Here is a 25,847-nt window from a genome sequence, read left to right as displayed (position 1 = left end):
GAAACCTATCTCCCATCTTGTTATGCTTGTGATGAGTTTTGAGAAGGAGAATGCATGAAGGTTGGCTATGCGCGGATTAGCACAGATACACAGACCCATGATGCACAGGTTGCAGCACTCAAGGCGGCAGGGTGTGAACGCATCTTCACTGAGGTGGCGTCGGGTTCAAGGAAAGATCGCCCCGTGCTTGCCGAGGTCTTGGGATACCTACGTCCTGATTCGTGTGACACTTTGGTAGTCTATAAGTTGGATCGGGTTGCACGAAGCCTCCCACACCTCATTGAAATCATGGACCACCTGAAGGCAAATGGCATCGAGTTCCAGAGCGTAACTGAGGCCATTGATACCAACACTAGCTCTGGGCGTTTGATGTTCCACGTGGTCGGTGCCATCGGAGAATTTGAACGTGACCTAATCCGAGAACGCACCCAAGCTGGTCTAAAGGCGGCACGAGCAAAGGGGCGTGTTGGAGGTCGGCCTCGTCAGATGACCCAAGAGAAGGTTATGGCGGCGAAAGAACTCCTGACTAATGGTACTGCCGTGAGAGACGTGGCAGAGGCCATGGGTGTCTCAGTCCCGACACTATACAGATGGCTACCAGCGTCGGTGCGGTGAAGACCCCTCGAACCCAGTTGCACATCCGCCGATCCAGACCTATCCGTAACGGATGAACGTATCCATTTCCGTTACGGCTTGTCGGCATTGCAAAGCCGAACTTGCACCTAGTAGCCATCGATCTGATCGCAAGTTCTGTTCAGACCGATGCAAGCAGGCTGACTACCGACGTCGACGGAAAATCAAAGAGAAACCCGTCGAAGCTCTGGTGCGGGGTAACAACGCTGATCTGATGAAGAACGTGGCCAGTCTATATGCTGCTGATCCCGACATCACCATTGCTGATGTGACCTATGGCAAAGGTGCGTTCTGGAGGAAAACGCCTCATCTGAAGATCACGGGATCGGACCTGCTCACAGTACCAGACCGTCCGTACGATTTTCGCAGCTTGCCATATGCCGACCAGTCATTCGATATAGTGGTGTTTGATCCGCCATACCTCGTCTGGCCTGGCAACCACATGTCAGATGACCGCTACCGCAATGCGGAGACGACAAAGGGCATCGACTACAAAGGCGTTCGTCAACTTTACCAAGACGGGCTTCTGGAGGCTGCACGGGTCGCCAGGCGACAGATATGGGTGAAGTGCAAAGATACCGTGGAGGGGCCACGACAACGGTTCCTGCATGTACACCTGCTACAGGATGCTGAGGCATTGGGTCTGCGGGGGCGTGATCTGTTCGTATTGGATGCGACCAGTAGGATGCCGAACAACCACTGGTCCACACAAAAACACGCACGGAAGACCATGTCGTATCTGTGGGTCTTTGATGTCATCAGATAATTTTCTTGAGGTCCGATGATGTTGCGTCTTCAAGTTCAGGGTGCCACACCAAGCTTCTCAAAGAACGCTGCATGTCGAGCCTTTGCACCTGAAATTAAGTCCGTGTATGATGTTACTTCCATAAAGATTTTAAAGCCTTCATCCCATCTGTAGTATGACTTCGACCCTGCTTTTTTGTAGAATCCGCCGATACGCTTCATCACCTGTCGTAACGTCTCCGTATCATCTGCCACGATCTGACACATGAATGGCGTCTGGTCTTCAATGGTCCTAATCAGCCTCCCATCATATCGAGTTGCTTCGCCAGCTTTGCGAAGCTCATCAACATAGTCTTGCACCTGCGTGAAAGGGTTGTCTGCCATCGTGTAGTCGTTTCGTTTCGGTCGTTTGAACTCAACGATTGTTATCGGCTCTTGCGAAGACGCTTTGTCAAAGCCCATCCCAAGATCGAACAGAGTCACATCAGGTCGCCGCTTGTCCGTGCTGGCTGACTGGGCTTGAATTTGCTTGTCGGAGTTGAAGTAAGAATAGAACGCAAGCCTGTCATCGATGACCCAAAGATTATGGTCGTCATAGCTAAGGTCGCTTTTGGTGGTCCCCAATGGGCAAATGAGTTCGTGAACGACCCGTTCGTAGTGAGCCTTTTCAGCGTCAATGTCGGCAAAACCAGTCTTCTCTTCGAAGATGTCGAGGATCAGTTTGCGCTTGTAAATATACTCAGCCAGAGATGACAGTGACTCGTCTTGCAACTCCGACACATAAGCCTTGGCCTTCTGCTCGATGTCTGGACGGTCCTTTGCTTTCGCCTCAGCAAACTGTCGTCTGGTCTTCTTGTATTGACGCAGGGAATGACGGGACAATTCTACAAAAATTTCCTCATCCTTCTGCGTAGACAAGGATAGCTTATCCGCGATTTCTTCAGGGTTCTTGGCGATGTTGTAGAAACGCAGATGCTCATTGCGCACATTGACGATTGTCTGAATCTGGCGCTCACGCACGAGGTCGATCTCAACCTTCAAGAAGTCATGCATGTGGGTGATGCATTCACGCTTGAGTTCATCAATAGTCTCGGCGCTTAGGGAGAACTCGGTTCTGGTATCGTTGACCGAACTATCCAGCATCGGGCCTTCCAGGTAACCGAAGAACGCATATTTGCCGTCAATCGCCTTCAAGCCGATCACGCCGTCCATATCGTAGCGGTTGACAGCCCGACCATGCGCACCAAAGAACAGCCCATTGGTGCCCTTCTCGTCATCCGAATAGTTTTTCGGAACTAAGAAGCAGTTGAGTGACAATTTGCGTTCTTCGCTGTCCACACTGACTTGGACAGGAAACGTTCCATCTCGAACAACATCATCTGTAAATTTGTCGAACAATACGATGCTCTTCTTAGAGTCCATCAGCGTGATCTTGGGGCAATCAACATTGACGAAATAGTTGATGAAATGAGCAACGGTTCTGACAGCAACGGTTTCTAGCTTGGCAGGGATGTGAAGGGCGTACGCGGTCTTTAGTGGGGTCAGTCGCACAGATGTGCCGATCTCTCCACTGGATGTGTGGTGGTTGAGTTTCGAAATCGGTTCGTCAGGATCAGCAACAAAATCGAATGAGATCGATTTGCTGCCATCGTCATCAAAGTAGTTGCTGGATATTGATACCTTATCGGCGACCTTCAACCACAGCAGCCGCCCCACGCCTTTGCCGCCGAACTTCACCTTCTTCATGGAGTCCGACTTCCGAAAGGAAATCATGTTGTTGGTATCAAGCCCGATACCATTGTCTGTTATGACGAAGCCTGTGTAGGAGCCTTCTTCATTTTCTGTCATCTCAATATCAATGATACCCGATGACAGGCGGTCTGTACCGAAACGCTCCTGGATCTTATGAATCGAGTTCATGAGTGCTTCAAACATCGGTTGAAGGGTATTTTTCGGCGACGGGGCCAGTGATAGATTATTGATCCGTCCGATGGGATCGGACAACCAGCCAGTTTCAACCACAATCATTTCCTTCTTTAAATGCGATCAACCTAGCCAACGGATAGTTCAATTGAAAGGTGACTTGTCTTCAATGTATTGTGGATCAGGCAGTAACCGTGCGTAGCACCGAGAAGCGCAGTAGCATCAGTGCCAAGGACCGATAGCCAATCAACCTATGCACCGCACCCAATATTCATATGCTATGGCTTGAGCATCCACCTTTCGAAATCATGATAATGCGTGTTTGGATCAATGCCTTGAAAGTCGGTCATAGCTTCCCACTCAGCATCATAGGTCAATGGTCTGGTACGCAGTGAACGGGTTCGACCTTTGAGATGAGGTAGGATTCTGTTCGGTGAAAAGTGACCGCAATCACGGTGTATCTCAATGAGATGCCGACCATCACAATACAAGTCATCGTCCGTCAGTCTTGAGTGCTGATCCACAAAGAACCAGATGACTTTAGCAGCCGATGCACCTGCTGAAACACGGCCAACAAGTTGAGATCGGTGTCTTCAATTCAGGCGTCACAGTCTCCACGCCTAATCGCGGGTTTCTTTGAAACCCCTGATAGCTTCTGTCTTCGTCGTCGAGCGTCGACCTTTCGCCTTCGAAGCTCACGTTCATTTTGCTCATTTTTCCGTTCTCGCAGATCAGATCGCGCACCATATTTGATGCTAGGGATCGCATAACCTTCAGTGCCGTCCTCAAACTCCAGTTTGCCACCAGTTGGGATCAGCGGACCAATCTCACGGGTGGTGTTGAGGGTTTTCATCTCGTGTTGGGCGAAAACAAGTCTGGCTTTCTGATGCGTGGTCATCCGTTTGTAGGCGGGTGTTTCCTGAAACAGAGACCGACGCGGTGCGTCATTGCAGTGCCCGTGTAAAACACAAGAAGAGACACCAGGTGCATCCATCAATTCGATACCCTGAGACTGGAACATCTTACGTTCATCTTCATTGTACCATGCACGGGCGTAAGTGTTCACATGATTGATCTTAAACAAATCTAGTCCTCGATCATCCATGTACAAAGCAAAATCACATAAGGCGTCTTCACGCTGACGACCTGCAAAGCCTTCAGTGGTCGTACCCAGCGCAGCAACACGAATGCACCGACGACAATCACCTTCATTGATGTCAACGTCGCCGTCAGCACCAGTGACCAATTCCTCCAGCTTCCAAATGTATGCCAGTATGTCGTCCAAATTCTCCTGAATGGTTTTGTTCCGATCAAGCTCTTGGCGATGTGTGCGGCGATATCCAGGAAACTCTGCATCCAAAAGGGATTGGTAAAGCGTGTTGCTTTGCACCCGCACCAGCCGATGTGAGCTTACGACGAATCCACCTGTTTCTGGAAAATCCCAATGCAGTTCCGCACACATACGCTGTAACGCTGCTCTGTCATGGTAATCTTCAAATGAACGCCGATCAGGTTCGAATGCACCCACCTCTACATAGCCAGCACCAGCAGCTTCCATGGCCTTCTGGATCGTCCTAAAGCTGGCACGTGCATCAGCCATCATGGCTTCCTGCTGATCCATATATTGGACGACACCATGAACAACGGTTTCCATGGTCCATTCTCCGATACAGTCATCGAAGAACAAGCTGTCCAGATCGAGATGCATGGATCGTGCCATCAGGTGACGTGCAATGGCACACAACGGCGAAGATGGGTGTGCGGCACCGTCCAGCATATTGATCTTGTCGTAGAGGGCTTTGCATTCAGGTTTGTGCAGACGCTTCTTGAGGGCCTTCAGAATGCGCTTCGTCGCTTTGAGTTCACGGATTAGATATGGCATCCGCAGCAGGCCCTCAGGGTTGCTCATCACATAGTCCCTGTAACGCTGCGAGAAGATCGTCTTGCTCATCGTCCGTTGCAGGCGACCGTTCTCTGACTTACTTCGTTGCTCTTCGAGATCATCGCGGTTGAACCGACGTGACTGCTTCTTGTGTTTCATTTGACTTGGCGAAAGCCGTGACATCGTGGTGGTGATGTTGGGCCGAACGCTTCCTGTTAAATCTGCGTCAGCCAAAGGGCATCAGGCCGCAAAACGCGGTTCTGGTACGCCGTGACGCACCAGGCTAACGAGGTATTTAGGTAAGTTGGTTGATGCCGCAGCACCCGTGACTGCTGGGTGCACCCCGACGACAGGATTTCCCTAAATAAGGATATGACCCTTTAGGAGAAAACCGATGTCAGGAACCCGCAACACGATCCGTAACTTGGACCCCGATCTGGTGACCGAAGCCAAGGTGCATGTCCTTCAGACAGGGCGGCGTACACTAGGTGAGTTGGTCACTGACGCAATTGAACTGCTTATCGACCACGAGACCCGTGAAGACCCTCAGGACGCCAGTGATGGCCGTTCTGCGTTGGTGTGACGATCTACATTCACATCGATGTTGCGGTGGTGGAAGGCCACCGTGGAATAGTGCTGACATCGCATAACCCCGTTAAGAAATTATCGGGAATTGGACCCGACGGAAGGCATCGGTGAATTTGCACCGCGCATCTCAAAGCTAGGGAGGTGGATGTTCTGGATCAATGAAAAATAAGGACGTTGGGGAAATCGTGATCTGGATTATGTTCTTGAAGAATAAACAAATTATTCATCAAGAATGAGTGGTTTGTTCGTCACGAACGGTTTGGTGTGCGTCCTGCTGAACCAAGAAATCAAAGCACTTTTGCAGCACCGCCTATCTCAGCAGCGTTCATTCATGACGAATGAAATCACGGCATAAATCCTGCAAACTGTAACATTTGAGGTTTCACCGCACGGCACTGGCACCCAAAGGAGATTAAGTGAGTGACGAATCACGATCTGAACACCCGCTTTCACTAAGCAATGTGACTGGGGTAGAAGGTACCAGGCGATTTATCATGGCAACGATGTCAGGTCGTCTGTTTCTAGGATCGACGATACCATGATCAATGTGCACCTGATCAACGCATCTTTTGTGCAAACGCACTGCGATCAGTATTCGTCCAGTGAAGCTGGTGGGCCAAGCGATGTCGGCAAAGGCTTTGACGAGGTATGGCTTCAGCAGGGTCTCGTATTCTGCGATCTCCATGGCTTGGACCTTTCGGTGATACATTCTGGGAATATCGATTGGCTTCACACCCATCTGAGAACGGATGTGATTGCGATGGAGGAGACGTTCGTACACCTGCTGACGCTGATCACCTGATAACGATCCGTTGCATCTACCTATCAATGTCGGCCAAAGCCCCGCAGAGGCGTTTTCCGAGGCCCTGGAGGCCATTGTTGCCGCCACGTACCCAGATGATCACTAGCGCGGCTTTACGGCGCTCCACCCATGCGTGACGTTCTGCATCGTCTAAAGTGTACCAGCGTTGCCAAAACGATCCGCGATGGTGTTTGGGGAGATTGGCCAATACAGCGTTGATCTGGTTCACCCACTGGTCTGTCGTGAATGCTGGTACAGCATCCATCGACAGTGTCGGGTGCAGCACGGGACTTAACCATCGCCCCATTAGCCGATCAAACCAATTTCGTTCGTCACGAATGGTCCGCACTCAGCTATCGGTACTGGATAACTGATCACGTGCGTTGGCTTCCATCTCTGCAACCAGATCAACATTCTCAGCCCGCCACGCAACGTATGCCGCATAGCCACGCTGGTTCACTCCAGCCCGCTCAGCAGCACTCATGGACTGGTAAGCGACCATATCGACCTCAGTAAGGAACCCCAGCTTCACCTCGGTGTAAATGCTGGTGCAGGTCTCAACTTCGGCATGAGACAGAACCCGCACCTCGGCTGCTTCGCTGCAAAGTAGGTAGGACGCAATCAGGGTTAAGGCTTCTGCTGTCAAGTGACTCTCCTTGTGTCAGTCATCTGTAAGAACGTCGTATTATGACTATTTTGGAATCAATATAGGCATAATATGCTTACTTATAGCCGTAAGTGGCGTAATATGTAACTGCCCAAACTGGAGAATTTCAGCGAAGATGATTGCCAAGCAACACATGAAGGCTGGGACCAATGGGACCAAACGTTCCGAACAACATCGCAAAACATCGCAGGGCACTGGATATGTCCCAGGATACGCTTGCTGGAAAGTTGGGCATCACGAAATCACAGGTGTCACGGCTGGAACGTGGGCTGTCGTCCATTACCCAAAGCAGGATGCTCCAGTTAACCGAGCTATTCGGGATCGAACCCCATGCATTGTTCAATGATGCAGCGTCGCGAGAGGACATCGACTTGGATTTGATGCGGGCCGTGATCGTGCAACTCGATGAGATGCTGCTTCGTCTGGGCGTTAACCTGACACCAGAACAGCGAGGTGACCTAACCGTGGAGTTATACAGACTGGAAGTGAGAGGGTTGGACGAAGATCAACTCTCAGATCACCAAGTGAACATCAAACGCTTCGAGGGAATGGTGAAGGCGTTGGGGAATTGATTTCATAAAGATAGGTCACCGTCGCGGATCAGTGGCTTCAACCCACTTCCGCTTAACCTCAAACTCAGGGCCATCAACATAGTGGCGGATCGCACCAGCCTCTTTGTGGCCCAAGATGGCACGTTGTACCTGTATGTCTGCACCAGCGCGGCGCATCGCATTGACGAATGTTGACCTGAGTGAGTACAGGGCTTTCTGTGGGTCTGTAATCGGGGTCTGCATCTTATCCCTAAGGAGACGGCTGAAGTTGTGGCGCACAGAGCCGACCTGGTCAGTCTTGATCGACTGAAAAGTCTTTAGTCCACCAGATGCTATCCATCGTGGGAAATCACCTATATCTGGATGAAGAGGGACGACCCTTGTTGAGCTTTCGGTCTTGCTGCCAGTGATGCGTATCCAGTCATCTGTGACATCATCTGGTGTCAGCCTAATGACTTCGATTGGCCGCATACCTGAGAAAGCCAATACCCTCACGACCATGTGGATGGCCTCACGACGCGGATCAGACAATCCTTGCACAGGTGACGACCAAAGCTCGTCAGCAGCGTTCATGATCCGTGTGAACTCACGTGGGTCGAATGGTTTCCACTTCCTTTCTTCAATTGGCCTTTTGTCTTTGGGGAGTTTGACCCCAAGCATAGGATTCACTGGGATGATGTCTTCATCGAAGGCGAATGCAAAGATACCTTTGATTGGTGTGAAGATGGCTTGGATGGAAGCGACTTGAATTGTCCCGATCAAATTGTCCCTCAACTGCTTCAAGTCTTCAGCGCGAACATGTGCCAGTGGAACATCGCCTGTGATCGCAATGAGCCTGGCTACCTCACGGCGATACTTTGACCGCGTCCCAGTCCGAATGGAGTTGAATTTACAGTAATTCTCCAAGACCGCTGTAATACTGTTCTTGTCATGTGTGACGCTTGAAATCTTTCGTTCAATACGATGCTTTGCAAACATGTATTCATCCCGATCATCAGGATCAGTTGGCGGTGTTGGGTTTGGACCAAAGTACTGCTGGAAAATGCGCCTTAGCTCGTCACGGTAGCGTTCATCGGACATCGGTCTTGGTGGGTGACGCGTGAACTCAAATTCAACCAAACCAACATCAGATGAGTGGGTCTGAGCCAATTCAATGAACTCAGGGTAGGGCGTAAGTTTGATTTTTCCTAACTTGGGTCCACCGCGTTTTGCATATTCTATTTTAGCGCGTAGTTGGAGAACCTCATGCTCTGGGGCCTTGGCCTTTGAGTGGTATTCATCGAGCTTGCTGACTTCTTCCAGAGCGTACATCCAAGGTTTGGGTAAGTCTTCAACCGAAGCAAGCTGGTCGCCTACAATGTGGACTGACGATTCACCAAGTCGCTCCACGATGCTTTGGTGTGCATCATCCTCTGCCCGTAGCACTTCGGCTTCAACCGCGTCGTAGCCTTCAGGTGTCTTCAGTTTGGTCAGCAGATCGTCGTGTTCTTCAGCCCAGTTGACGACAAGCTGGACAGCCTTGGCGTAGCTGACATCTCCACATGGCATTTGCCACTTGGATATCCCCAATAATTCCCGAAACTGATCGGGTACGCGGCGCTGGTAGTAATACCGTCCACGATCAATTTTCAGGTATTTCACCTTCTTCTCAACAGTCATTTGTATCGAAAACCGCGTGATATGTATCGAAAATATGCCATCTCAGCGTTGATCATATGCTGAATAGCTATAAAAATCAACGCTGTAGAGTGAATGGTGGGCGACCCTGGAATCGAACCAGGCGTGCGTCTCCGCGAGGGAGTTACAGTCCCCTGCCACACCTTGCGGCCTGTCGCCCACTGGCGCGCTGGATAGCCTTGGCCCCTTGGGGCGTCAAGATGAAAATCACGCGCATTTGGCACGGGTTCACAGGGGCCGCATAGTCAGGTATCGGCAGGGGCACGCAACGCCGGGGACGATGATGAAAAAGCCAAAATGGGTGATCGCCAAAGAACAGGCCAAACGCGCCGCCGCAGCCGAGACGGTCTGGCTTTTCGGGCTGCACGCGGTGCGCGATGCTTTACAGAATCCGGCGCGCGAAAAGCTGCGGCTGGTGGTGACGCGCAATGCCCTGGATAAGCTGGCGGATGCCGTGCAAGCCGCTGAAATCGAACCGGAAATCTCGGACCCGCGCAAGTTTGCAGCGCCCATTGATCCACAATCGGTGCATCAGGGGGCCGCACTTGAGGTCAAGCCGCTCAACTGGGGATCGTTGGAGGACGTGGCGCTGGGCGACGGGGCGATGCCACCACGCATGGTGCTGCTCGACCGGGTGACAGACCCGCATAATGTGGGTGCGATCCTGCGTTCAGCGGAAGTCTTTGGCGCGCGGGCGGTGGTTGCCGTGCAGCGCCACTCCGCGCCTGAAACCGGTGCTTTGGCCAAGACCGCCAGCGGCGCGTTGGAGCGCCAGCCCTATATTCGTGTGCGCAATCTGGCTGACACGATGATCGCGCTCAAGGACATGGGTTATCTGGTGCTGGGCCTTGATGGGACGGCAACCGCGACGATGGAAGAAGCGCTGGACGGTAAACGCGACCGGGCCGTCGCACTCGTTTTGGGGGCAGAGGGGCCGGGATTGCGAGAAAAGACGCTTGAAACCTGCGACCAATTGGTACGGATTGACGCAACTGGCGGTTTTGGTTCGCTCAACGTCTCAAATGCGGCCGCAGTTGCCCTATATGCTTCCAAAGCATAGGAGGCCCCATGGGTGCTGTGAAAGTTGCGACATGTTGTTATTGCGGCACCAAGGCGGCGCTGGTTCTCAAGGGGAAATCCCGGCATGAATTGGCCTGTGCGACCTGCGGTGCGCCGCTGCACCGGTTGAAAATGTTACCAAATGCGCCGCGCGGTGCGACCGCGCCTGCGGCGACGCCCGCCCGCCCGGCCCCTCGCATTGACCCATCCCACGGTGTGAAACCTGCAGGCTGGGGTAAGAAAAAGCGTAAGAAACGCAAAGGTTTGGGGCGCAAAGTGTTTGAAGAATTGTGGGACGTGGTCGAAGATATCTTTGACTGAAACATTTGTCCGCCTGCTTTCACGCCTTGGCGAGCAGGGTCGCATTTGCAGGCAGCCTCGCGCATTTTAGGCTCAGACCCGCAATCTGAGGACCCAAAATGATGCTGACCCGTCGATCCATGATTGGCCTTTTGGCCGCAACACCATTCCTGGCCCGTCCGGCCTTTGCCGCCAGCCCCGAGGTTTTTGCCGAAGGTGGCCTTGCCATCCGTGGCGCTGATCCTGTGGCCTTTTTCACAGCCGGAGCGCCGACCGCAGGTGACGCGGCACACAGCCTGATGTGGAAAGGGGCGACATGGCAATTTGCAAGCGCCGAGAACATGACGCTTTTTGAAGCAAATCCAGAGGCTTACGCGCCGCAATTCGGCGGGTATTGTGCCTTTGCGATGTCCAAAGGTGCCATCGCCACCTCTGTCCCGGAGGCCTGGACGATTGTGGATGACAAGCTTTATCTGAACTACTCGGTGAATGTCCGCACCATCTGGTCGCAAGACATTCCAGGCAATATCGAAAAGGCCAATGGGCATTGGCCTGACATCCTCACGGCGTGATCACATCGCAGTGCGAGGGCCTTTTTCGGCATCGGGGCGACCCCATCTGTTTCACAGGGCAGTCCCCCGGAACAACTGCCTGAAAGACTGTCCCTCGTTCCACAAACTGCGCCCGGTTGATCCGGGCGCTTTTTTGTGACCACGTAAGCCATGACCTATTCCGACGCTCATCTGCGCGAGATTCTGCACCGCACCAAGACCATCGTTGTGGTCGGTGTGTCGGCCAATCCGGTGCGGCCCAGCTATTATGTCGCGCGATATCTGACGCTGAAGGGGTTTGCGGTCACACCGGTCAATCCGGGGTTGGCCGGGCAGTCGCTATTCGGGGTGGAGGTTTACCCTGACCTCAAGAGCGTCCCGCATGACATTGATATGGTGGATATTTTTCGCCGCTCTGATGCGGTACCGCCGATTGTGGATGAGGCGCTGGCGCGTTGGCCCAAGTTGCAGACCATCTGGATGCAGATTGGTGTGGAGCATGCGCAGGCAGCCGCAAAAGCAGAGGCGCGTGGGGTGGATGTGATCCAGAACCGCTGCCCCAAGATTGAATATCAGCGGTTGTTCGGAGAGCTGCGGATGGGTGGGTTCAACACCGGGATCATTTCGTCCAAGCTGTGATGTCATGGGGGCTGGCCCCCAAACACACAGTAAATTGGGGGCCAGCCCCCAAACCCCCGGGATTATTCTAGCCAGAAGAAGAGGGACGTGCCGCTTTTTCGGCAATGCCGGAGGTGCCCTGACGGCGGGCGAGTTCGGTCAGGACGTCATCAAGCGGGACGTCACGGGCGGCGAGCATGACAAGCAGGTGGTAGAGGACGTCGGCGGCCTCTGTCGTCAAGGCAGCACGGTCGCCTTTGACCGCTTCGATGATCGCCTCAATCGCTTCTTCCCCGAACTTTTCGGCGCATTTTTCAGGGCCCTGCGCCAGCAGTTTGGCGGTCCAGCTGGATGCGGGGTCAGCGCCTTTGCGCGCGGCGATGGTGGTGGCGAGGTCGTCGAGCGTCATGTCATCCTCATCGGGATACCGTTGGCGGCCATATGCGCCTTTGCCTCGGCGATTGTGTAGGTGCCGAAGTGAAAGATTGATGCCGCCAGCACGGCAGATGCGCCGCCTTCGGTCACACCTTCGACAAGGTGATCCAGCGTACCAACACCGCCAGAAGCGATGACAGGCACGTTCACCGCATCGCTGACTGCACGGGTAAGCGGCAGGTTGAAGCCCGCTTTCGTGCCGTCGCGATCCATTGAGGTCAGCAGGATCTCTCCTGCACCTTTTGAAACGACTGTCTGGGCAAACTCCACCGCGTCGATGCCCGTGGCGCGGCGTCCACCGTGGGTGAAGATCTCCCACCGGCCGGGTGCGACGGTTTTGGCGTCGATGGCCACCACGATGCATTGACTGCCAAAGCGCAGTGCCGCCTCGGCCACGACATCTGGGTTGGCCACGGCGGCTGAGTTAAAACTGACCTTGTCAGCACCGGCCATCAGCAGATTGCGCACGTCATGGTGGGTGCGGACGCCGCCGCCGATGGTCAGCGGCATAAAGCATTGCTCGGCCGTGCGGGTCGCCAGATCGTACATGGTGCCGCGGTTTTCTTCCGTGGCCAAGATGTCGAGGAAACACAGCTCGTCCGCGCCAGCCGCGTTATAGGCAATGGCGGCATCGACCGGGTCGCCTGCGTCAATCAGATCGACAAAGTTCACGCCCTTGACCACGCGGCCTTCGGCGACGTCTAGGCAGGGGATGATGCGGGTCTTGAGCATGGGGGGCGTGATAGGGCGGATTACTGCAAAGGGGAAGGGGGCAAACGTGATCGCTGCAAGGGGTGCAATTGTGGATGATCCGGTTAAGCTGCCTGTCAGTTTGGGATGGGACACGATGAAACGGTTAATCGGTATCTTCTTGTTGTGCGTGATCGCGCTGCCCGCGCTGGCAGAGCGCAGGGTCGCGCTTTTGATCGGCAACAATGCGTATGATGCGGTTGAACCGCTTGCCAAGGCGGTCGCTGACGCCGAGGCGATGGCCGCGCGGTTGTCGGACGTGGGGTTCGAAGTGATCCTGGCCACCGACGTGACACGGCGCGACTTCAACCTAAGGATTTCGCAGTTCACGGGCTATCTGGGGCCGGGGGACACCGCGTTTATCTTCTTTGCAGGCCACGGGGTCGAGATTGATGGCGAGAACTATCTGTTGCCGACGGACATCGTTGTGCCTGATGCGGCCTCTTCCGACTTTGTGCGGTCTGAATCGATCCCGCTATCGGGGCTTCTGGATCGGGTGCGCCGCACCGGAGCGCGGGCGACCCTTGCGGTGATTGATGCCTGCCGCAACAACCCTTTCCCGCAGCGCGCAGGCCGATCTATTGGCGGCACGCGGGGACTTGCGCGGTTGGCCGCACCCGAGGGGACGTTTGTGATGTTTTCGGCAGGTGCTGGGCAATTGGCGCTGGATCAACTGAATGCGCAGGATGACGCGGAAAACTCTGTCTTTACGCGGTTGTTGTTGCCCAAGATCGGTCAGCCGGGGTTGGAGTTGCGAGAGCTGATCTCGGATTTGCGGGTCGAGGTGCGCGATCTGGCACGCAGCGAGAACCACGCGCAGTTTCCGGCCTATTATGACGAGCTTTTGGGCGATTTCTATTTCACCAAGGCCTCGGCAGTCTCGACCGGAGGTGTTGCTTCTGATCCGCTGCAAATCCCCAAAGACATCCCCGAACTCAGCAACATGGGCGCGGTTGTGACCACCAAATCGGTGGATGAAGTGATGGCCGCGCTCGAGGCCGCGGTGATGGATTTGGGCGGGCAAGTTTATGGCCGAATTGATCCACACGCGGTTGCCGCGCGTGGCGGCGAGGGTGTGACAATGATGCGCGCGCTATGGTTCAGTGATCCCGCCCTTGACGCCATTGCGATCCGCGAAAACAAGCTGTCGGCGCTGTTGTTGCCGCTGAAGGTGCTGGTGTTTGAACACAACGGGCAAACTGTCTTGGCATACGAACATCCGACAGAGCTGTTTGATGATCTGACGTTTGCCGGGAATACGGATTTTCTGGACCTCTATGCCTCGATGCTGTGGGCGGTGACGGGAACGGCTGCACGCTAGATCCTGCCGACTGTCATCTGCTCGCGCAAATGTCAGTGGCGTGCCACTTGTGACGTGGCAGTGTCGGCCCATGTCATTTGGAGGATGAGATGAAGTCTTTGATAGCAGCGGTATTGATCGCAAGCGGGAGCATGGCCATGGCCGAAAACGTTACCAAATCTTCGCCCCTTAGCGTCGATGAAACGATCAACGGGCTTGGGGCCGCAGTTGAAGGGGCAGGGGCCACGGTTTTTGCGCGGGTCAATCACGCCGCAGGTGCAGAGAGCGTCGGCAAGTCGATCCCGGATGCACAGTTGCTGATCTTCGGAAACCCGGCGCTGGGTACGCAGGCGATGGAACAGGACTTGCGCGCCGGGCTGGTGCTGCCGTTGCGGGTGCTGGCCTATCAGGATGTGGAGGGCAACACACAGATGACCTGGGCCACGGCAGAGACTTTGTTCGAGGGGCTCGACATCCCTGCCGACGCGGATGTGGTGAAGAAGGTCAACGGTGCGCTGAACATGCTGACCGACAAGGCGATGAGCGCAAATTAGCGCCGAACATCTGCCGCTGTCGCTGGCGATTATTCGACGAATAATCGGTGCCCGCCCTGGATCGGCCGTCGATCAGGTATTCAGCGCTGCCAGCGCTTCTGCCAGATCAATCGCGCCGTCATAAAGCGCCCGGCCAGAGATCGCGCCTGCGATGACGCCCGTGTCACGCAGCGCGGTCAGGTCGGCCATTGACGACACGCCGCCTGATGCGATCACCGGAATGTCCACCGCGCGGGCGAGTGCTTCTGTCGCGGGGATGTTCGGCCCCTTCATCGCGCCGTCACGGTTGATGTCGGTGTAGATGATCGCGGCGATGCCCGCGTCCTCGAACGATTTGGCGAGGTCGGTGACCATCACATCTGTTTCCTCGGCCCAGCCGCGCGTGGCGACGCGGCCATTGCGGGCATCCAATCCAACAGCGACCTTGCCGGGGAATTCCCGCGCAGCCTCGCGCACCAGATCGGGGTTTTCGACCGCGACCGTGCCAAGGATCACGCGGGCCAACCCCTTGTCGATCCAGCGTTCAATCGTCGCCATGTCCCGGATGCCACCACCCAATTGCGCAGGCACGGGGCAGGCTTTCAGGATCGCCTCTACCGGGGCGGCGTTGACGGGTTCACCGGCGAAAGCGCCGTTCAGGTCAACAAGGTGCAGCCATTGACATCCTGCCGCAACAAAGGCGCGCGCCTGTGCTGCGGGGTCGTCATTGAAAACTGTGGTCTGGTCCATATCCCCATGCACCAGCCGCACAGCGTTGCCGTCTTTGAGGTCAATGGCGGGATAAAGGATCATGGCAAGGCTCCGTGCGTTTTGGGCCTTTTGACCAAGGGTTGCAGCATTTGCAACCCAACGTCAGGCTTGATTGGGTCGCGGCAGGGCGGTCATGGTTGCCCCATCACTCAGGGAGGAATGAGACATGAAACGCTTTTTGGTCACTTTGGTGGCGATCTTTGGCTTTGCAACCGCCGCTGCGGCACAGGACGCCGCAGTTGGAATCTGGCAGACCGAAGTCGACGACGGGGCATTCGCCCATATTTTGATGCAGCCATGTGGCAATGCCGTTTGCGGGACAATTCAGCGGACCTTCAATGCGGATGGGTCAGAGTTTCAGTCGGAAAACATCGGCAAGCAGATCGTGATCAATATGATCCCCAACGGCGACGGGTCCTATAACGGTCAGGTGTTCCGCCCGTCGAACGGCAAGACCTACACCGGCAAGATGCAAGTTAACGGCAACGCGTTGCGGCTGCAGGGTTGCGTTGCGGGTGGCCTGTTGTGCGCCAGTCAGAACTGGGTTCGCGCGGGCTGAATTTGGTCAGAATGAAAAGAAGGCCCCGCTGGCAACGGCGGGGCCTTTTTCGTCGGTTCATTGGCATTTCAGAGACGTTCAGAGAACGCTTTAGCGCCCACACAATTCCCGGTTCAGCAGCCCGGTCTCAACCAGCATGCAGCGGTCCCGTGCTTCGAAATAATATCCGCGTGCGTACCACATGACCGCCCGCGCCTCGTCCCCGTCGGACACGAGCCACGCGCCGCGCAGGTATTTGCCCGCGTAGCGGAGTGTGACCTCTGGGTCGAGCAGTTCGGACGGCGGGCCACGGTGGCCCATGGTGCGGGCCGTCTCAGGCAGAATCTGCATCATGCCCCAATAAGGACCGTTGCGCGCGCGGGGGCGGTAGTCGCTTTCACGCTGGATCACCCGGTGGATCAGGCTGGCGGGGATGTCATGAAAGGCCGCGTATTCATTGATAAGCGCGCGTAATTCCGGTGTTTCATTGGGATACAGCCCCGGCTCTGCCTGACGGGTGACAGCGGGTGCTGGCTTGCGACCGCAAGCGGGCAAGGCCAGGAGCATCAAGATTGCGGTGCGGCGTTCAAATATCATGGCTCCTCCTAGCAGAATGTTGCCGTCTTGCGCAGCCTGAAAGCAATGGCCAGACAAGCGGTGGCAATCTTGCGCCAAGGTCTTTGCTTAACGTATTGCTTAATTAACGAATGTGTTTATTAAGGGACCATGACCCTCGAATCCCACCTTGATCAGACATTTGCAGCACTGGCGCATCCCACACGGCGCGCAATTCTTGCGCGATTGGCGCAGGGAGATGCTACGGTCAACGATCTGGCCGCCCCGTTTGAGATGAGCCTGCCTGCGGTGTCGCGGCACATCAAAGTGCTGGAAGAGGCGGGGCTGATCTCTCGAGGGCGCAACGCGCAGTTTCGGCCCTGTAAACTGAATCCCGAACCAGTGCGCGCTGTGGCAGATTGGGCCGCGCAATATCAGCACATCTGGGGCGTGCGATTTGATGCAATGGACGATGTTTTGAAAGCAATGAAGGACAAAACTGATGAGTGACACGCAAATCTGGGCGCGGATAGAGCGCACATTTGACGCCGCAATTGACGCGGTTTGGGCCATGTGGACCGATCCAGCCATGTTCCAGAAATGGTATGGTCCGATGGGTATGACGGTGCCGATGGCGGAAATGGATGTACGTGTTGGCGGCACCCGCAAAATCGCGATGGAAATGGTGACACCTGACCGGACGATGAAGATGTATTTCACCGGCGTCTATAAAGAGGTCAATCCGACCAGCCGTCTTGTCTATACCGAAGCCATGTGCGACGCCGATGGTACATTGATCCCGCCGTCGCAGATGGGCATGCCCGAAGGCACGCCAGACATCACCGAAGTCATTGTCGAACTCCGTGCCGAGGGCGACAAGACCGCCATGACAATGGTGCATGTGGGCGTGCCAGCCGGATCACCGGGCGAAGGCGGCTGGAATCAGGCGATCGACAAGCTGGAAGCAATGCTCGCCGCCTAGGGTGTCCACCGCAGGAAGTTTGCGATCATTCGCAAACCGGCATCCTGGCTTTTCTCAGGATGGAACTGCGCCCCGATGATCGTGTCACGGCCGACCAGGGCCGTGACGTCACCGCCATAGTCGACGTGTGCCAAAACATGAGCGGGGTCAGCGGCTTGCATGGCGAAGCTGTGCACGAAATATGCGTGATCGCCTGATGTGATCCCATCCAGCACCGGGTGTGGCTGGTCAATCACCAAATTGTTCCACCCCATGTGCGGCACCTTCAGCCCCGGTGCATCAATTGCGCGGATGTCGCCGGGCACCCAGCCAAAGCCGGGCGTCTCCTGATACTCATGACCGGTCGTTGCCAGCATCTGCATCCCGACGCAAATCCCGAAGAATGGCACTGCGCGCTGCTCCACGCTCTCGATGATTGCCTCGGCCAAGGCGGTGCGGCCAAACAGCTCTGCCCGGCAATGCGGGAAAGCGCCGTCGCCGGGCAGCACGATCCGGTCGGCACGGGCCACCACATCGGCATCAGAGGTCACGACCACAGGGCCGCTGCCAACTTCTGTCGCCATACGTTCAAATGCCTTTTGCGCCGAATGCAGATTGCCGCTGTCGTAGTCGACAAGAACCGTTGTCACAGCGCACCTTTGGTGGATGGGATCGCATCCGCCTTGCGCGGATCGGTTTCGAGCGCATCACGCAAAGACCGGGCCACCGCTTTGAAAGCGGCCTCGGTGATGTGGTGGGCGTTGAAACCATGCAGCTTGTCGATTTGCAGTGTGATCCCGCCATGCGTGCTGAAGGCCTGAAAAAATTCGCGCACCAATTCGGTGTCGAACGTGCCGATCTTGCCAAAGGGCAACTCCAGATTACAGATCAGATAGGGCCGCGCTGACAGGTCCAGCGCACAACGCACCTGCGCGTCATCCATTGCGAGATGGCAGGAACCGTAACGCACGATGCCCTTTTTGTCGCCCATGGCTTGCGTCAGAGCTTGACCCAGCGCGATGCCCACGTCCTCGACGGTGTGGTGATCATCAATGTGCAGATCACCCGACGCCCGCACATTCATGTCAATCAACGCATGGCGCGACAGCTGGTCCAGCATGTGGTCAAAAAAGCCCACGCCGGTCTGGTTGTCGTAACGGCCCGTGCCATCAAGATTGATGGTGACGGTGATATCCGTCTCGGCAGTTTTGCGGGTGATCGTTGCCTTGCGCATCCGTCTCTCCGTTGGTGTTCACGCGGCTTATAGGGGCAGGGGCAGGCCGCGCCAAGCTGCGCGATGACTGAATGTGAAAGCCGTGACCGGATCGCACCGGCCTAGAACGAAACAAGGCCGCGCAAGCAGCGCGGCCTTTGGTTTCGAATTGGAGCGGGCGATGAGATTCGAACTCACGACCCTAACCTTGGCAAGGTTATGCTCTACCCCTGAGCTACGCCCGCGCGCCAATTCGTGAGGCGTGATCTATAAACACTTCGCAGTCTGCGCAAGACCAAAATCGCACATTTTCTCAATTTGTGGGGTCTGACGTGGCAGAGCCTGTGTCCTCAAAAACCTGGGTCTTCAGGCCGACATCTTCGCTATGGGCGATAACGCCGTTCGGGGCCAGCAAAAGCAGTCCATAGGCCGGTGGTTCGTCGATTGAAAGCGATGAATTGACGTCATCAAAGTCGAGGACGCCTTGATGGCAGGGGCTTTTGAACATGGTCCAGGGCACGCCTCGGCTGCTGCCAGAAATGGTGCGGTGGACATGACCACAAAAGAGATGCGTGGACGGGTGCGCTGCCAAAAGGTTCAGCAATGCGTCACCATCCGCAAGTTTGATTGCATCCATGCCAACAATTCCGGTGTCAAACGGCGGATGATGGGTGAAAATCAGCGGGATGCGTCCATCAGCGCTTTCAAGCGCCGTACGCAGCCAGCCCATGCGGTCAGCGCACAAAAGTCCGCTGTGGTGTCCTGCGGGATAGGGTGGGCCGACGAGCGTATCCAGCGTGATTATGCGGTGTTCCCCGACGTCCATGACATGTTGGATATGACCATGGGCCGTTTGCGGTGCATTGGGGAAGAAATTCAAAAACGCATCGCGTCGGTCGTGGTTGCCCATCATCGGGACTACCGGCATCGGGACAGGGGCCAGGGCGTCTCGCAACCGTTCATATTGTGCGGGCAGGCCATGATGGGTCAGATCACCCATCAGCACCATCGCCACGGCGTCACCGTGGTCGGCCAGGGCCGCGTCGCGCACCATCTCAAACCGCGCCAGCGGGTCCAGCCCGATGATCTGCTGATCGGGGCGTGTGATGTGCACGTCAGTGATGACAATGATCTTTTGCATGCCGCATCAAAGGCGCAAATCCCATCGCAAGGCAATCAGGATTCGGAAAATTCGATCAGATCCCAGCGGTTGCCAAAAGGGTCCTGAAAAACCGCAACAGTGCCATAGGGTTCACGGCGTGGCGCTTCTTCGAATGTGACACCTTGTGTCAGCATTCGGGCGTGATCGGCGGCAAAATCATCGGTTTGCAGAAACAGCCAGACCCGTCCGCCGCCCTGGCGACCGACAAAGGCCGCTTGGTCGCCCACGGCGCGGGCCAGCAGAAACGCAGTTTGCGCGCCCGGCGGTGCGACGCGGACCCAACGCTTGCCGTCCCCCATATCGGTATCTTCGAGCAGCTCAAACCCCATCGGGCCGGTAAAGAACGCGATGCCGGCGTCATAATCCGGGACGAGGATCGCGACGAGATGCAGTTTCAACTGCAGGTCCAGTCGGCCTCGAACGGCGGCTTTGCCAGATCGTTCAGCTGATCCAGACTTGCGGCATCGCCCTGCTGTTCAAGTATCACACGCGTTGTGTAATTGCCGTATTGCGCCCCGCTTGGGTGATACCACGCCCAGTCCACGATCATGTCATAGTCAAAACCGATCTGATCCCCAAGGTTCAGACCGGGAAGAGCATGCGGTTGATTTGCCAAAAGTCCGGCAAACTCTGCCCCGTCCCACGCTGCAAAAGGGTTCACCCAGATGATTTCATGCGTCATCTCGGGGTGATCCACTGGGATCTTCACTTTCAGCAAACCGCCACCGGGGCCATATCCTTCGTCATCAACGGCTTGGCACAGGAATAGGGGCAGCGACTTTTGCGCCGCTGCAATGGCAGCATTCATCGTCGGATCGTCAGACCCAAATGGCGTGACTGGATCACCGCTTGCCTGCCCATGCGCTTGGCCAGCGCAGGTAAGAGTGACTGCCACGATGGTGTGTCGCAACATCACTCCAACTCGACCAGCAAATCCTTGGCGTCGATTTGACCTCCAGCGGTGACATGCACCGCCTTGACCACCGCGTCGCGTTCGGCGTGGATGCCGGTTTCCATCTTCATTGCCTCGATGGTCAGCAGCAGATCGCCTGCCTTGACCTCTTTGCCCGCTGTCGCTGCCACGGTTGCGACAACACCGGGCATCGGCGCGCCGATATGGTTCGCGTTGCCGTCTTCCGCCTTGGGGCGGCTGATCTTGTCGGCGGCGGCCAGGCGGTTCATCACGCGAATGGTGCGGGGCTGGCCGTTGAGTTCAAAGAAGACTTTGACCTCGCCATCCTCGTTCATGTCAGATGTCGCCTGCATGCGGATTTCGAGCGTTTTGCCGGGGTCAATCTCTGCTGTAATCTCTTCGCCCGGTTCCATGCCGTAAAAGAACGTCTTAGTCGGCAGGGTCCGCACGGGGCCGTAGGTCCGGTGACGACCCATGTAGTCAAGGAAGACCTTGGGGTACATCAGATAGCCGTTCAGATCCTCGTCATCGACCGGTTTGCCATCCAGTTGCTGAGAGAGGTCCGCGCGGGTCGCCTCTAGATCGACGGGTTCAAGGTGCTTGCCGGGGCGATCTGTCGACGGTTTTTCACCCTTGAGCACCTTTTTCTGGATCGCCTTGGGCCAGCCGCCGGGGGGTTGGCCCAGGCTGCCCTTCATCATGTCGACAACACTGTCAGGGAACACCACGTCGGTCTTGGGGTCTTCCACATCGTCGCGGGTGAGGTTCTGGCTGACCATCATCAGCGCCATGTCACCGACCACCTTCGAGGACGGTGTGACCTTCACGATATCGCCGAACATCTGGTTCACATCTGCATAGGTCTGTGCGACCTCGTGCCAGCGTTCTTCCAGCCCAAGTGACCGGGCCTGCGCCTTGAGGTTGGTGAACTGACCGCCGGGCATCTCGTGCAGGTAAACCTCTGACGCGGGCGCTTGCAGGCCGGATTCGAAGGCGAGGTAGTGGGCGCGCACACTTTCCCAATAGTTGGAAATCTCGCGGATCGCGCTGACATCCAGCCCGGTATCCCGCTCGCTGCCTTTGAGCGCCTCAACAATCGAGCCCAGCGTCGGCTGACTGGTGTTGCCTGACAGCGCGTCCATCGCGCCATCGACACAATCGACACCTGCAGCGGTGGCCGCCATGACCGTCGCAATGGCGGCACCAGACGTGTCATGCGTGTGGAAGTGGACGGGCAGGCCAACCTCTTCCTTGAGCGCCGTGATAAGGGCGGTGGCCGCGGCCGGTTTCAAGAGGCCCGCCATATCCTTGAGGCCCAGCACATGTGCGCCTGCGGCCTCAAGCTCTTTGGCCATTCCGACGTAATATTTCAGGTCATACTTGCTGCGGTCGGGGTCCAGCAAATCGCCGGTGTAGCAAACCGTGCCTTCGCAGACCTTGTTCGCTTCGATCACCGCGTCCATTGCGACGCGCATGTTGTCCACCCAATTGAGGCTGTCGAAGACCCGGAACACATCCACGCCGCTGGCTGCGGCCTGTGCTACAAAGGCCTGCACCACATTGTCGGGGTAGTTGGTGTAGCCGACACCATTGCTGGCGCGCAGCAGCATTTGGGTCATGATGTTGGGCATGTTTGCGCGGATGTCGCGCAGGCGCTGCCAGGGGCATTCCTGCAGGAACCGGTAAGCCACATCAAAAGTCGCACCGCCCCAGCATTCCACGCTGAACAATTGGTTCATCTTGGCGGCATAGGTCGGTGCCACGCGGATCATGTCGATAGAGCGCATCCGCGTTGCCAGCAAAGACTGGTGCCCATCCCGCATAGTGGTGTCAGTGATCAGCAGTTGCGGCTGATCCTTCATCCATTGCGCCACCGCCTCTGGTCCGAAGTCATCCAGAATGTTGCGTGTGCCGGGGACCACATCGGTGCTGGGTTTGACCGGCGCTTTGGGGGGCTTGACGTCGGCGGCGGGGCGCGGACGGCCAGCGGTCTCAGGATGCCCGTTTACGGTGATATCCGCGATATAGGTAAGGATCTTGGTGGCGCGGTCGCGGCGCTTGGAAAAGTTGAACAGGTCCGGCGTCTCGTCAATGAACTTGGTGTGGTATTCATTGTTCAGGAACGTCGGATGCTTCAGCAGGTTTTCCACAAAGGCAATGTTGGTGCTGACCCCGCGAATACGAAACTCGCGCAGGGCGCGGTCCATCCGTGCAATCGCCATCTCTGGTGTCGGGGCTTTCGCGGTGACCTTGGTCAGCAGACTGTCATAGTAGCGCGTGATCACAGCACCGGAATAGGCGGTGCCGCCGTCCAGACGGATGCCGGGGCCGGTGGCGGACCGGTAGGTGCCAATGCGGCCATAGTCGGGGATAAAGTTGTTTTGGGGGTCTTCTGTCGTGACCCGGCATTGCAGCGCGTGACCGTCCAGTTTGACGTCGTACTGGCTTGCGCAGCCGGTGGCTTCGACGATACTTTTGCCTTCGGCGATCAGGATTTGGGCGCGGACGATGTCGATGCCCGTGACCTCTTCGGTGACGGTGTGTTCCACCTGCACACGGGGGTTCACTTCGATGAAGTAGAACTCTCCACTGTCCATATCCATCAGGAATTCGACCGTGCCCGCACATTCGTAATTCACATGCTGGCAGATTTTCTTGCCCAGATTGCAAAGCTGTTCGCGCTGGGTGCCAGACAAATAGGGGGCCGGGGCGCGTTCAACGACCTTTTGGTTGCGACGCTGGACCGAACAATCGCGTTCCCACAGGTGATAAATCTGGCCCTGACTGTCGCCAAGGATCTGCACCTCGACGTGGCGGGCACGCAGGATCATCTTTTCCAGATAGCCCTCGCCATTGCCAAAGGCCGCTTCTGCTTCGCGCCGGCCTTCCAGCACTTTCTCTTCCAACTCGTCCTCGGACATGATCGGGCGCATGCCGCGACCACCGCCGCCCCATGACGCCTTGAGCATCAAGGGATAGCCGACCTCTTTGGCCTCTTTCTTGATCGCGGCCATATCGTCGCCCAGCACCTCAGTCGCGGGGATCACAGGCACGCCCGCCTCAATCGCGACGTGGCGCGCGCTGGCTTTGTCACCCAGCTTGCGCATGGTTTCGGCCTTGGGGCCGATGAAGGTGATGCCGTTGGCGGCACAGGCGTCAACAAACTCGGGGTTCTCGGACAACAAACCGTAGCCGGGGTGGATCGCATCTGCCCCGGACATTTTTGCGACGCGAATGATCTCTTCAATGCTGAGGTAGGCGGCAACGGGACCAAGGTCTTCACCGATGCGGTAAGCCTCGTCAGCTTTGAAACGGTGCAAGCCCAGCTTGTCCTCTTCAGCGAAAACCGCGACGGTCTTCTTTCCCATCTCGTTGGCAGCGCGCATGATGCGGATGGCGATTTCGCCGCGATTGGCAACGAGGATCTTGGTGAATTCGGACAAGGGAAGGCTCCTTCTTCGCAGTTGCAGCATTGTTAAGGTGCCGATGCAGAGAGGTAAATACGGGTTTCTACGCTGTTTGCGCCCAAACTTGGCCGTTGACGATCATGCCGCGTAATAAAGTTACGTCAAATTTGTGTTGGCGTTGCGATTGTTGCGGGCAGGTCGCCAAGTCGACGGGCGCCGATTTGTCCCATGTTGCTGATCATGTCCTGCCGCAGCAGGTCCACTACATGACGCGCACCTACATCCCCCAGCGCGCCCAAGCCATAGTGAAAGGCCCGTCCCAGCATCACGAAATCCGCGCCGAGCGCGATGGCGCGCAAGATATCCAACCCGCCAGAAATGCCGCTGTCAAAGATCACCGGCAATTGTGTTGCGGCACGAATCCCCGGAAGCGCGGCAATTGTCGCCACACTCCCCGCAAACTGGCGTCCGGCATGGTTGCTGACCCAGATCGCATCGACCCCTTCATCCGAGAGCCGTGCGGCATCGCCGGGGTTCATCACCCCTTTGACAATGAGCGGCCCGTCCCAGGCATCGCGCAGCTCTTTCAGGTAATCCCAGTCAGGGGAGGTGCGCATCAGGTATCCGATGTGTTCGTTGGACGGCAGCACGCGACGTTCCGTCGTGTAGCTTTCCATCAGCTTCGGACGGGGCATGCCGGTTTTGCGGATGCCATTGGTCCATGCTGGGCAAAGCGCCATCTGAGCCAGAATTTTGGGTGTGATCGTCGGCGGATTGGTCATCCCGCCTCTGATCTGACGTTCACGGCGCGACGCGACGGGCACGTCGACTGTCAGGATCAGACCGGTAAAGCCTGCGTCCTTTGCCCGTTTGAGCATATCCGCAAGGATCGTGCGATCGCGCGGGGGATAAAGCTGAAACCACGCGTTCGGCCCCAGCGATCCGGCCAGATCCTCTGGCGTCTGGCTGGCCATTGTGGACAGACAATAGGGCATTCCCTCAGCGGCGGCCAATCGGGCAAGACTGTGTTCGGCCCCTGGCCAAATCAACCCGGACATGCCCACAGGCGCCACGCCAAAGGGCAGGGGAAAGTCCTGCCCGAAGAGCGTTGTGGACAAATCAGGCGTGCCTTCGCCATGCAGGATCGAGGTGCGCAGCATCACGTCCTGCAAGGCGTCATGATTGCGCTGCAATGTGGATTCGTCACCTGTGGCACTATCAAGGTATTCCCAAACGAAGTGCGGGATGCGCCGCCGGGCACGAGATTTCAGATCGCTCAGAGCGGGATATCGGCTGTGCAGGTTCATCGCGCGG

The 25,847-nt window shown here is 56.4% G+C and carries 30 protein-coding genes and 2 tRNA genes; 14 read left to right on the top strand and 18 right to left on the bottom strand.

The features are described 5' to 3' along the window. The first annotated feature begins 54 nt into the window (after positions 1 to 54). Together AB3Y40_RS10545 and AB3Y40_RS10540 are read left to right on the top strand one after the other, a co-directional pair. Positions 55 to 615, top strand: coding sequence for a recombinase family protein (locus AB3Y40_RS10545; RefSeq protein WP_369438744.1), 561 nt, complete (start codon positions 55 to 57; stop codon positions 613 to 615). A 52-nt stretch (positions 616 to 667) separates the two neighbouring features. Next, complete coding sequence (locus AB3Y40_RS10540; protein ID WP_369438743.1) at positions 668 to 1,399, top strand: hypothetical protein; 732 nt, start codon at positions 668 to 670, stop codon at positions 1,397 to 1,399. A 35-nt stretch (positions 1,400 to 1,434) separates the two neighbouring features. On the opposite strand, the gene AB3Y40_RS10535 is transcribed toward AB3Y40_RS10540, so the two are convergent. Together AB3Y40_RS10535 and AB3Y40_RS10530 are read right to left on the bottom strand one after the other, a co-directional pair. Further along, a complete protein-coding gene (locus AB3Y40_RS10535) occupies positions 1,435 to 3,405 on the bottom strand; it encodes a hypothetical protein (RefSeq protein ID WP_369438742.1) in 1,971 nt (656 codons plus the stop codon). Positions 3,406 to 3,898: 493 nt separating this feature from the next. Further along, the gene (locus AB3Y40_RS10530) at positions 3,899 to 5,416 is read right to left on the bottom strand and encodes a hypothetical protein (RefSeq protein WP_369438741.1); all 1,518 of its coding nucleotides are present in this window, start codon (positions 5,414 to 5,416) and stop codon (positions 3,899 to 3,901) included. Positions 5,417 to 5,576: 160 nt separating this feature from the next. On the opposite strand from AB3Y40_RS10530, the gene AB3Y40_RS10525 reads away from it, so the two are divergent. Then, positions 5,577 to 5,765 carry a hypothetical protein gene (locus tag AB3Y40_RS10525; protein WP_369438740.1) on the top strand — a complete coding sequence of 63 codons (189 nt, stop codon included), beginning with the start codon at positions 5,577 to 5,579 and terminating at the stop codon, positions 5,763 to 5,765. Positions 5,766 to 6,308: 543 nt separating this feature from the next. Further along, a complete protein-coding gene (locus AB3Y40_RS10520; protein ID WP_369438739.1) occupies positions 6,309 to 6,572 on the top strand; it encodes a hypothetical protein in 264 nt (87 codons plus the stop codon). Positions 6,573 to 6,588: 16 nt separating this feature from the next. Here AB3Y40_RS10520 and AB3Y40_RS10515 read toward each other — a convergent pair whose 3' ends face one another. Further along, positions 6,589 to 6,858, bottom strand: coding sequence for a hypothetical protein (locus tag AB3Y40_RS10515; RefSeq protein ID WP_369438738.1), 270 nt, complete (start codon positions 6,856 to 6,858; stop codon positions 6,589 to 6,591). Positions 6,859 to 6,921: 63 nt separating this feature from the next. Next, entirely contained in the window at positions 6,922 to 7,218 is a 297-nt protein-coding gene (locus tag AB3Y40_RS10510; RefSeq protein ID WP_369438737.1) for a hypothetical protein, read from the bottom strand. Positions 7,219 to 7,388: 170 nt separating this feature from the next. Between AB3Y40_RS10510 and AB3Y40_RS10505 the strand changes: the two genes are divergently transcribed. After that, the gene (locus tag AB3Y40_RS10505; protein ID WP_369438736.1) at positions 7,389 to 7,811 is read left to right on the top strand and encodes a helix-turn-helix domain-containing protein; all 423 of its coding nucleotides are present in this window, start codon (positions 7,389 to 7,391) and stop codon (positions 7,809 to 7,811) included. A 15-nt stretch (positions 7,812 to 7,826) separates the two neighbouring features. Here AB3Y40_RS10505 and AB3Y40_RS10500 read toward each other — a convergent pair whose 3' ends face one another. Both AB3Y40_RS10500 and AB3Y40_RS10495 read right to left on the bottom strand, forming a co-directional pair. Further along, the gene (locus tag AB3Y40_RS10500) at positions 7,827 to 9,449 is read right to left on the bottom strand and encodes a tyrosine-type recombinase/integrase (protein ID WP_369438735.1); all 1,623 of its coding nucleotides are present in this window, start codon (positions 9,447 to 9,449) and stop codon (positions 7,827 to 7,829) included. A 94-nt stretch (positions 9,450 to 9,543) separates the two neighbouring features. Continuing rightward, positions 9,544 to 9,627, bottom strand: a tRNA-Tyr gene (locus tag AB3Y40_RS10495). Between the two features lie 123 nt (positions 9,628 to 9,750). On the opposite strand from AB3Y40_RS10495, the gene rlmB reads away from it, so the two are divergent. The 4 genes from rlmB to AB3Y40_RS10475 all read left to right on the top strand — a co-directional run bounded on the left by rlmB (position 9,751) and on the right by AB3Y40_RS10475 (position 12,016). Beyond that, complete coding sequence (rlmB, locus tag AB3Y40_RS10490) at positions 9,751 to 10,527, top strand: 23S rRNA (guanosine(2251)-2'-O)-methyltransferase RlmB (RefSeq protein WP_369438734.1); 777 nt, start codon at positions 9,751 to 9,753, stop codon at positions 10,525 to 10,527. Positions 10,528 to 10,535: 8 nt separating this feature from the next. Beyond that, entirely contained in the window at positions 10,536 to 10,847 is a 312-nt protein-coding gene (locus AB3Y40_RS10485; RefSeq protein ID WP_369438733.1) for a hypothetical protein, read from the top strand. A gap of 98 nt (positions 10,848 to 10,945) precedes the next feature. Continuing rightward, a complete protein-coding gene (locus tag AB3Y40_RS10480) occupies positions 10,946 to 11,398 on the top strand; it encodes a YHS domain-containing (seleno)protein (protein WP_369438732.1) in 453 nt (150 codons plus the stop codon). Between the two features lie 150 nt (positions 11,399 to 11,548). Next, positions 11,549 to 12,016: a CoA-binding protein gene (locus AB3Y40_RS10475; RefSeq protein WP_369438731.1), complete on the top strand. Its 468-nt coding sequence runs from the start codon at positions 11,549 to 11,551 to the stop codon at positions 12,014 to 12,016. Between the two features lie 67 nt (positions 12,017 to 12,083). Here AB3Y40_RS10475 and AB3Y40_RS10470 read toward each other — a convergent pair whose 3' ends face one another. Then, positions 12,084 to 12,404 carry a phosphoribosyl-ATP diphosphatase gene (locus AB3Y40_RS10470; protein WP_369438730.1) on the bottom strand — a complete coding sequence of 107 codons (321 nt, stop codon included), beginning with the start codon at positions 12,402 to 12,404 and terminating at the stop codon, positions 12,084 to 12,086. Further along, positions 12,401 to 13,162, bottom strand: coding sequence for an imidazole glycerol phosphate synthase subunit HisF (hisF, locus tag AB3Y40_RS10465; protein ID WP_369438729.1), 762 nt, complete (start codon positions 13,160 to 13,162; stop codon positions 12,401 to 12,403). The genes AB3Y40_RS10470 and hisF overlap by 4 nt, the downstream gene beginning before the upstream one ends. A gap of 46 nt (positions 13,163 to 13,208) precedes the next feature. Here hisF and AB3Y40_RS10460 point away from each other — a divergent pair, with 46 nt between their 5' ends. Both AB3Y40_RS10460 and AB3Y40_RS10455 read left to right on the top strand, forming a co-directional pair. Further along, positions 13,209 to 14,501 carry a caspase family protein gene (locus AB3Y40_RS10460; protein ID WP_369438728.1) on the top strand — a complete coding sequence of 431 codons (1,293 nt, stop codon included), beginning with the start codon at positions 13,209 to 13,211 and terminating at the stop codon, positions 14,499 to 14,501. 137 nt (positions 14,502 to 14,638) lie between these two features. Continuing rightward, positions 14,639 to 15,034 (top strand): DUF302 domain-containing protein, encoded by a 396-nt coding sequence (locus AB3Y40_RS10455; RefSeq protein WP_369438727.1) that lies wholly within the window; start codon positions 14,639 to 14,641, stop codon positions 15,032 to 15,034. Between the two features lie 72 nt (positions 15,035 to 15,106). On the opposite strand, the gene hisA is transcribed toward AB3Y40_RS10455, so the two are convergent. Further along, on the bottom strand, positions 15,107 to 15,826 hold the full coding sequence (hisA, locus tag AB3Y40_RS10450) for a 1-(5-phosphoribosyl)-5-[(5-phosphoribosylamino)methylideneamino]imidazole-4-carboxamide isomerase (protein ID WP_369438726.1): 720 nt from the start codon (positions 15,824 to 15,826) through the stop codon (positions 15,107 to 15,109). A 124-nt stretch (positions 15,827 to 15,950) separates the two neighbouring features. Here hisA and AB3Y40_RS10445 point away from each other — a divergent pair, with 124 nt between their 5' ends. Then, positions 15,951 to 16,343: a DUF2147 domain-containing protein gene (locus tag AB3Y40_RS10445; RefSeq protein ID WP_369438725.1), complete on the top strand. Its 393-nt coding sequence runs from the start codon at positions 15,951 to 15,953 to the stop codon at positions 16,341 to 16,343. Between the two features lie 90 nt (positions 16,344 to 16,433). Here the strand turns inward: AB3Y40_RS10445 and AB3Y40_RS10440 are convergent, their stop codons facing one another. Beyond that, positions 16,434 to 16,919 carry a transglycosylase SLT domain-containing protein gene (locus AB3Y40_RS10440; RefSeq protein ID WP_369438724.1) on the bottom strand — a complete coding sequence of 162 codons (486 nt, stop codon included), beginning with the start codon at positions 16,917 to 16,919 and terminating at the stop codon, positions 16,434 to 16,436. Between the two features lie 129 nt (positions 16,920 to 17,048). Between AB3Y40_RS10440 and AB3Y40_RS10435 the strand changes: the two genes are divergently transcribed. Further along, positions 17,049 to 17,387: an ArsR/SmtB family transcription factor gene (locus tag AB3Y40_RS10435; RefSeq protein WP_369438723.1), complete on the top strand. Its 339-nt coding sequence runs from the start codon at positions 17,049 to 17,051 to the stop codon at positions 17,385 to 17,387. After that, the gene (locus AB3Y40_RS10430; protein ID WP_369438722.1) at positions 17,380 to 17,859 is read left to right on the top strand and encodes an SRPBCC family protein; all 480 of its coding nucleotides are present in this window, start codon (positions 17,380 to 17,382) and stop codon (positions 17,857 to 17,859) included. The genes AB3Y40_RS10435 and AB3Y40_RS10430 overlap by 8 nt, the downstream gene beginning before the upstream one ends. Here the strand turns inward: AB3Y40_RS10430 and hisH are convergent. From hisH to AB3Y40_RS10390, 8 genes are all read right to left on the bottom strand, one after another. Further along, the gene (gene hisH / locus AB3Y40_RS10425) at positions 17,856 to 18,488 is read right to left on the bottom strand and encodes an imidazole glycerol phosphate synthase subunit HisH (RefSeq protein ID WP_369438721.1); all 633 of its coding nucleotides are present in this window, start codon (positions 18,486 to 18,488) and stop codon (positions 17,856 to 17,858) included. The two genes, AB3Y40_RS10430 and hisH, sit on opposite strands and share 4 nt — an antisense overlap. Beyond that, positions 18,485 to 19,072 carry an imidazoleglycerol-phosphate dehydratase HisB gene (hisB, locus tag AB3Y40_RS10420; RefSeq protein ID WP_369438720.1) on the bottom strand — a complete coding sequence of 196 codons (588 nt, stop codon included), beginning with the start codon at positions 19,070 to 19,072 and terminating at the stop codon, positions 18,485 to 18,487. The genes hisH and hisB overlap by 4 nt, the downstream gene beginning before the upstream one ends. Positions 19,073 to 19,221: 149 nt before the next feature. Further along, a tRNA-Gly gene (locus tag AB3Y40_RS10415) sits at positions 19,222 to 19,296 on the bottom strand. A 68-nt stretch (positions 19,297 to 19,364) separates the two neighbouring features. After that, positions 19,365 to 20,192, bottom strand: a complete 828-nt coding sequence (locus tag AB3Y40_RS10410) for a metallophosphoesterase (RefSeq protein ID WP_369438719.1) — start codon at positions 20,190 to 20,192, stop codon at positions 19,365 to 19,367. Between the two features lie 35 nt (positions 20,193 to 20,227). Continuing rightward, positions 20,228 to 20,617 (bottom strand): VOC family protein, encoded by a 390-nt coding sequence (locus AB3Y40_RS10405; RefSeq protein WP_369439639.1) that lies wholly within the window; start codon positions 20,615 to 20,617, stop codon positions 20,228 to 20,230. Continuing rightward, a complete protein-coding gene (locus AB3Y40_RS10400; RefSeq protein ID WP_369438718.1) occupies positions 20,608 to 21,126 on the bottom strand; it encodes a DUF2314 domain-containing protein in 519 nt (172 codons plus the stop codon). Before AB3Y40_RS10400 ends, AB3Y40_RS10405 begins: the two co-directional genes overlap by 10 nt. Beyond that, positions 21,126 to 24,569 (bottom strand): pyruvate carboxylase, encoded by a 3,444-nt coding sequence (locus AB3Y40_RS10395; protein ID WP_369438717.1) that lies wholly within the window; start codon positions 24,567 to 24,569, stop codon positions 21,126 to 21,128. Before AB3Y40_RS10395 ends, AB3Y40_RS10400 begins: the two co-directional genes overlap by 1 nt. A 125-nt stretch (positions 24,570 to 24,694) precedes the next feature. Then, positions 24,695 to 25,840 (bottom strand): alpha-hydroxy acid oxidase, encoded by a 1,146-nt coding sequence (locus AB3Y40_RS10390; RefSeq protein ID WP_369438716.1) that lies wholly within the window; start codon positions 25,838 to 25,840, stop codon positions 24,695 to 24,697. Between the last annotated feature and the right edge of the window lie 7 nt (positions 25,841 to 25,847).

The organism is Yoonia sp. R2331 (genome assembly GCF_041103235.1).
In the GTDB taxonomy this organism is placed as follows: Bacteria; Pseudomonadota; Alphaproteobacteria; order Rhodobacterales; family Rhodobacteraceae; genus CANMYO01.
Note: the sequence above shows the minus strand (reverse complement) of the source record. Positions and strands in the feature narration are given on the sequence as shown.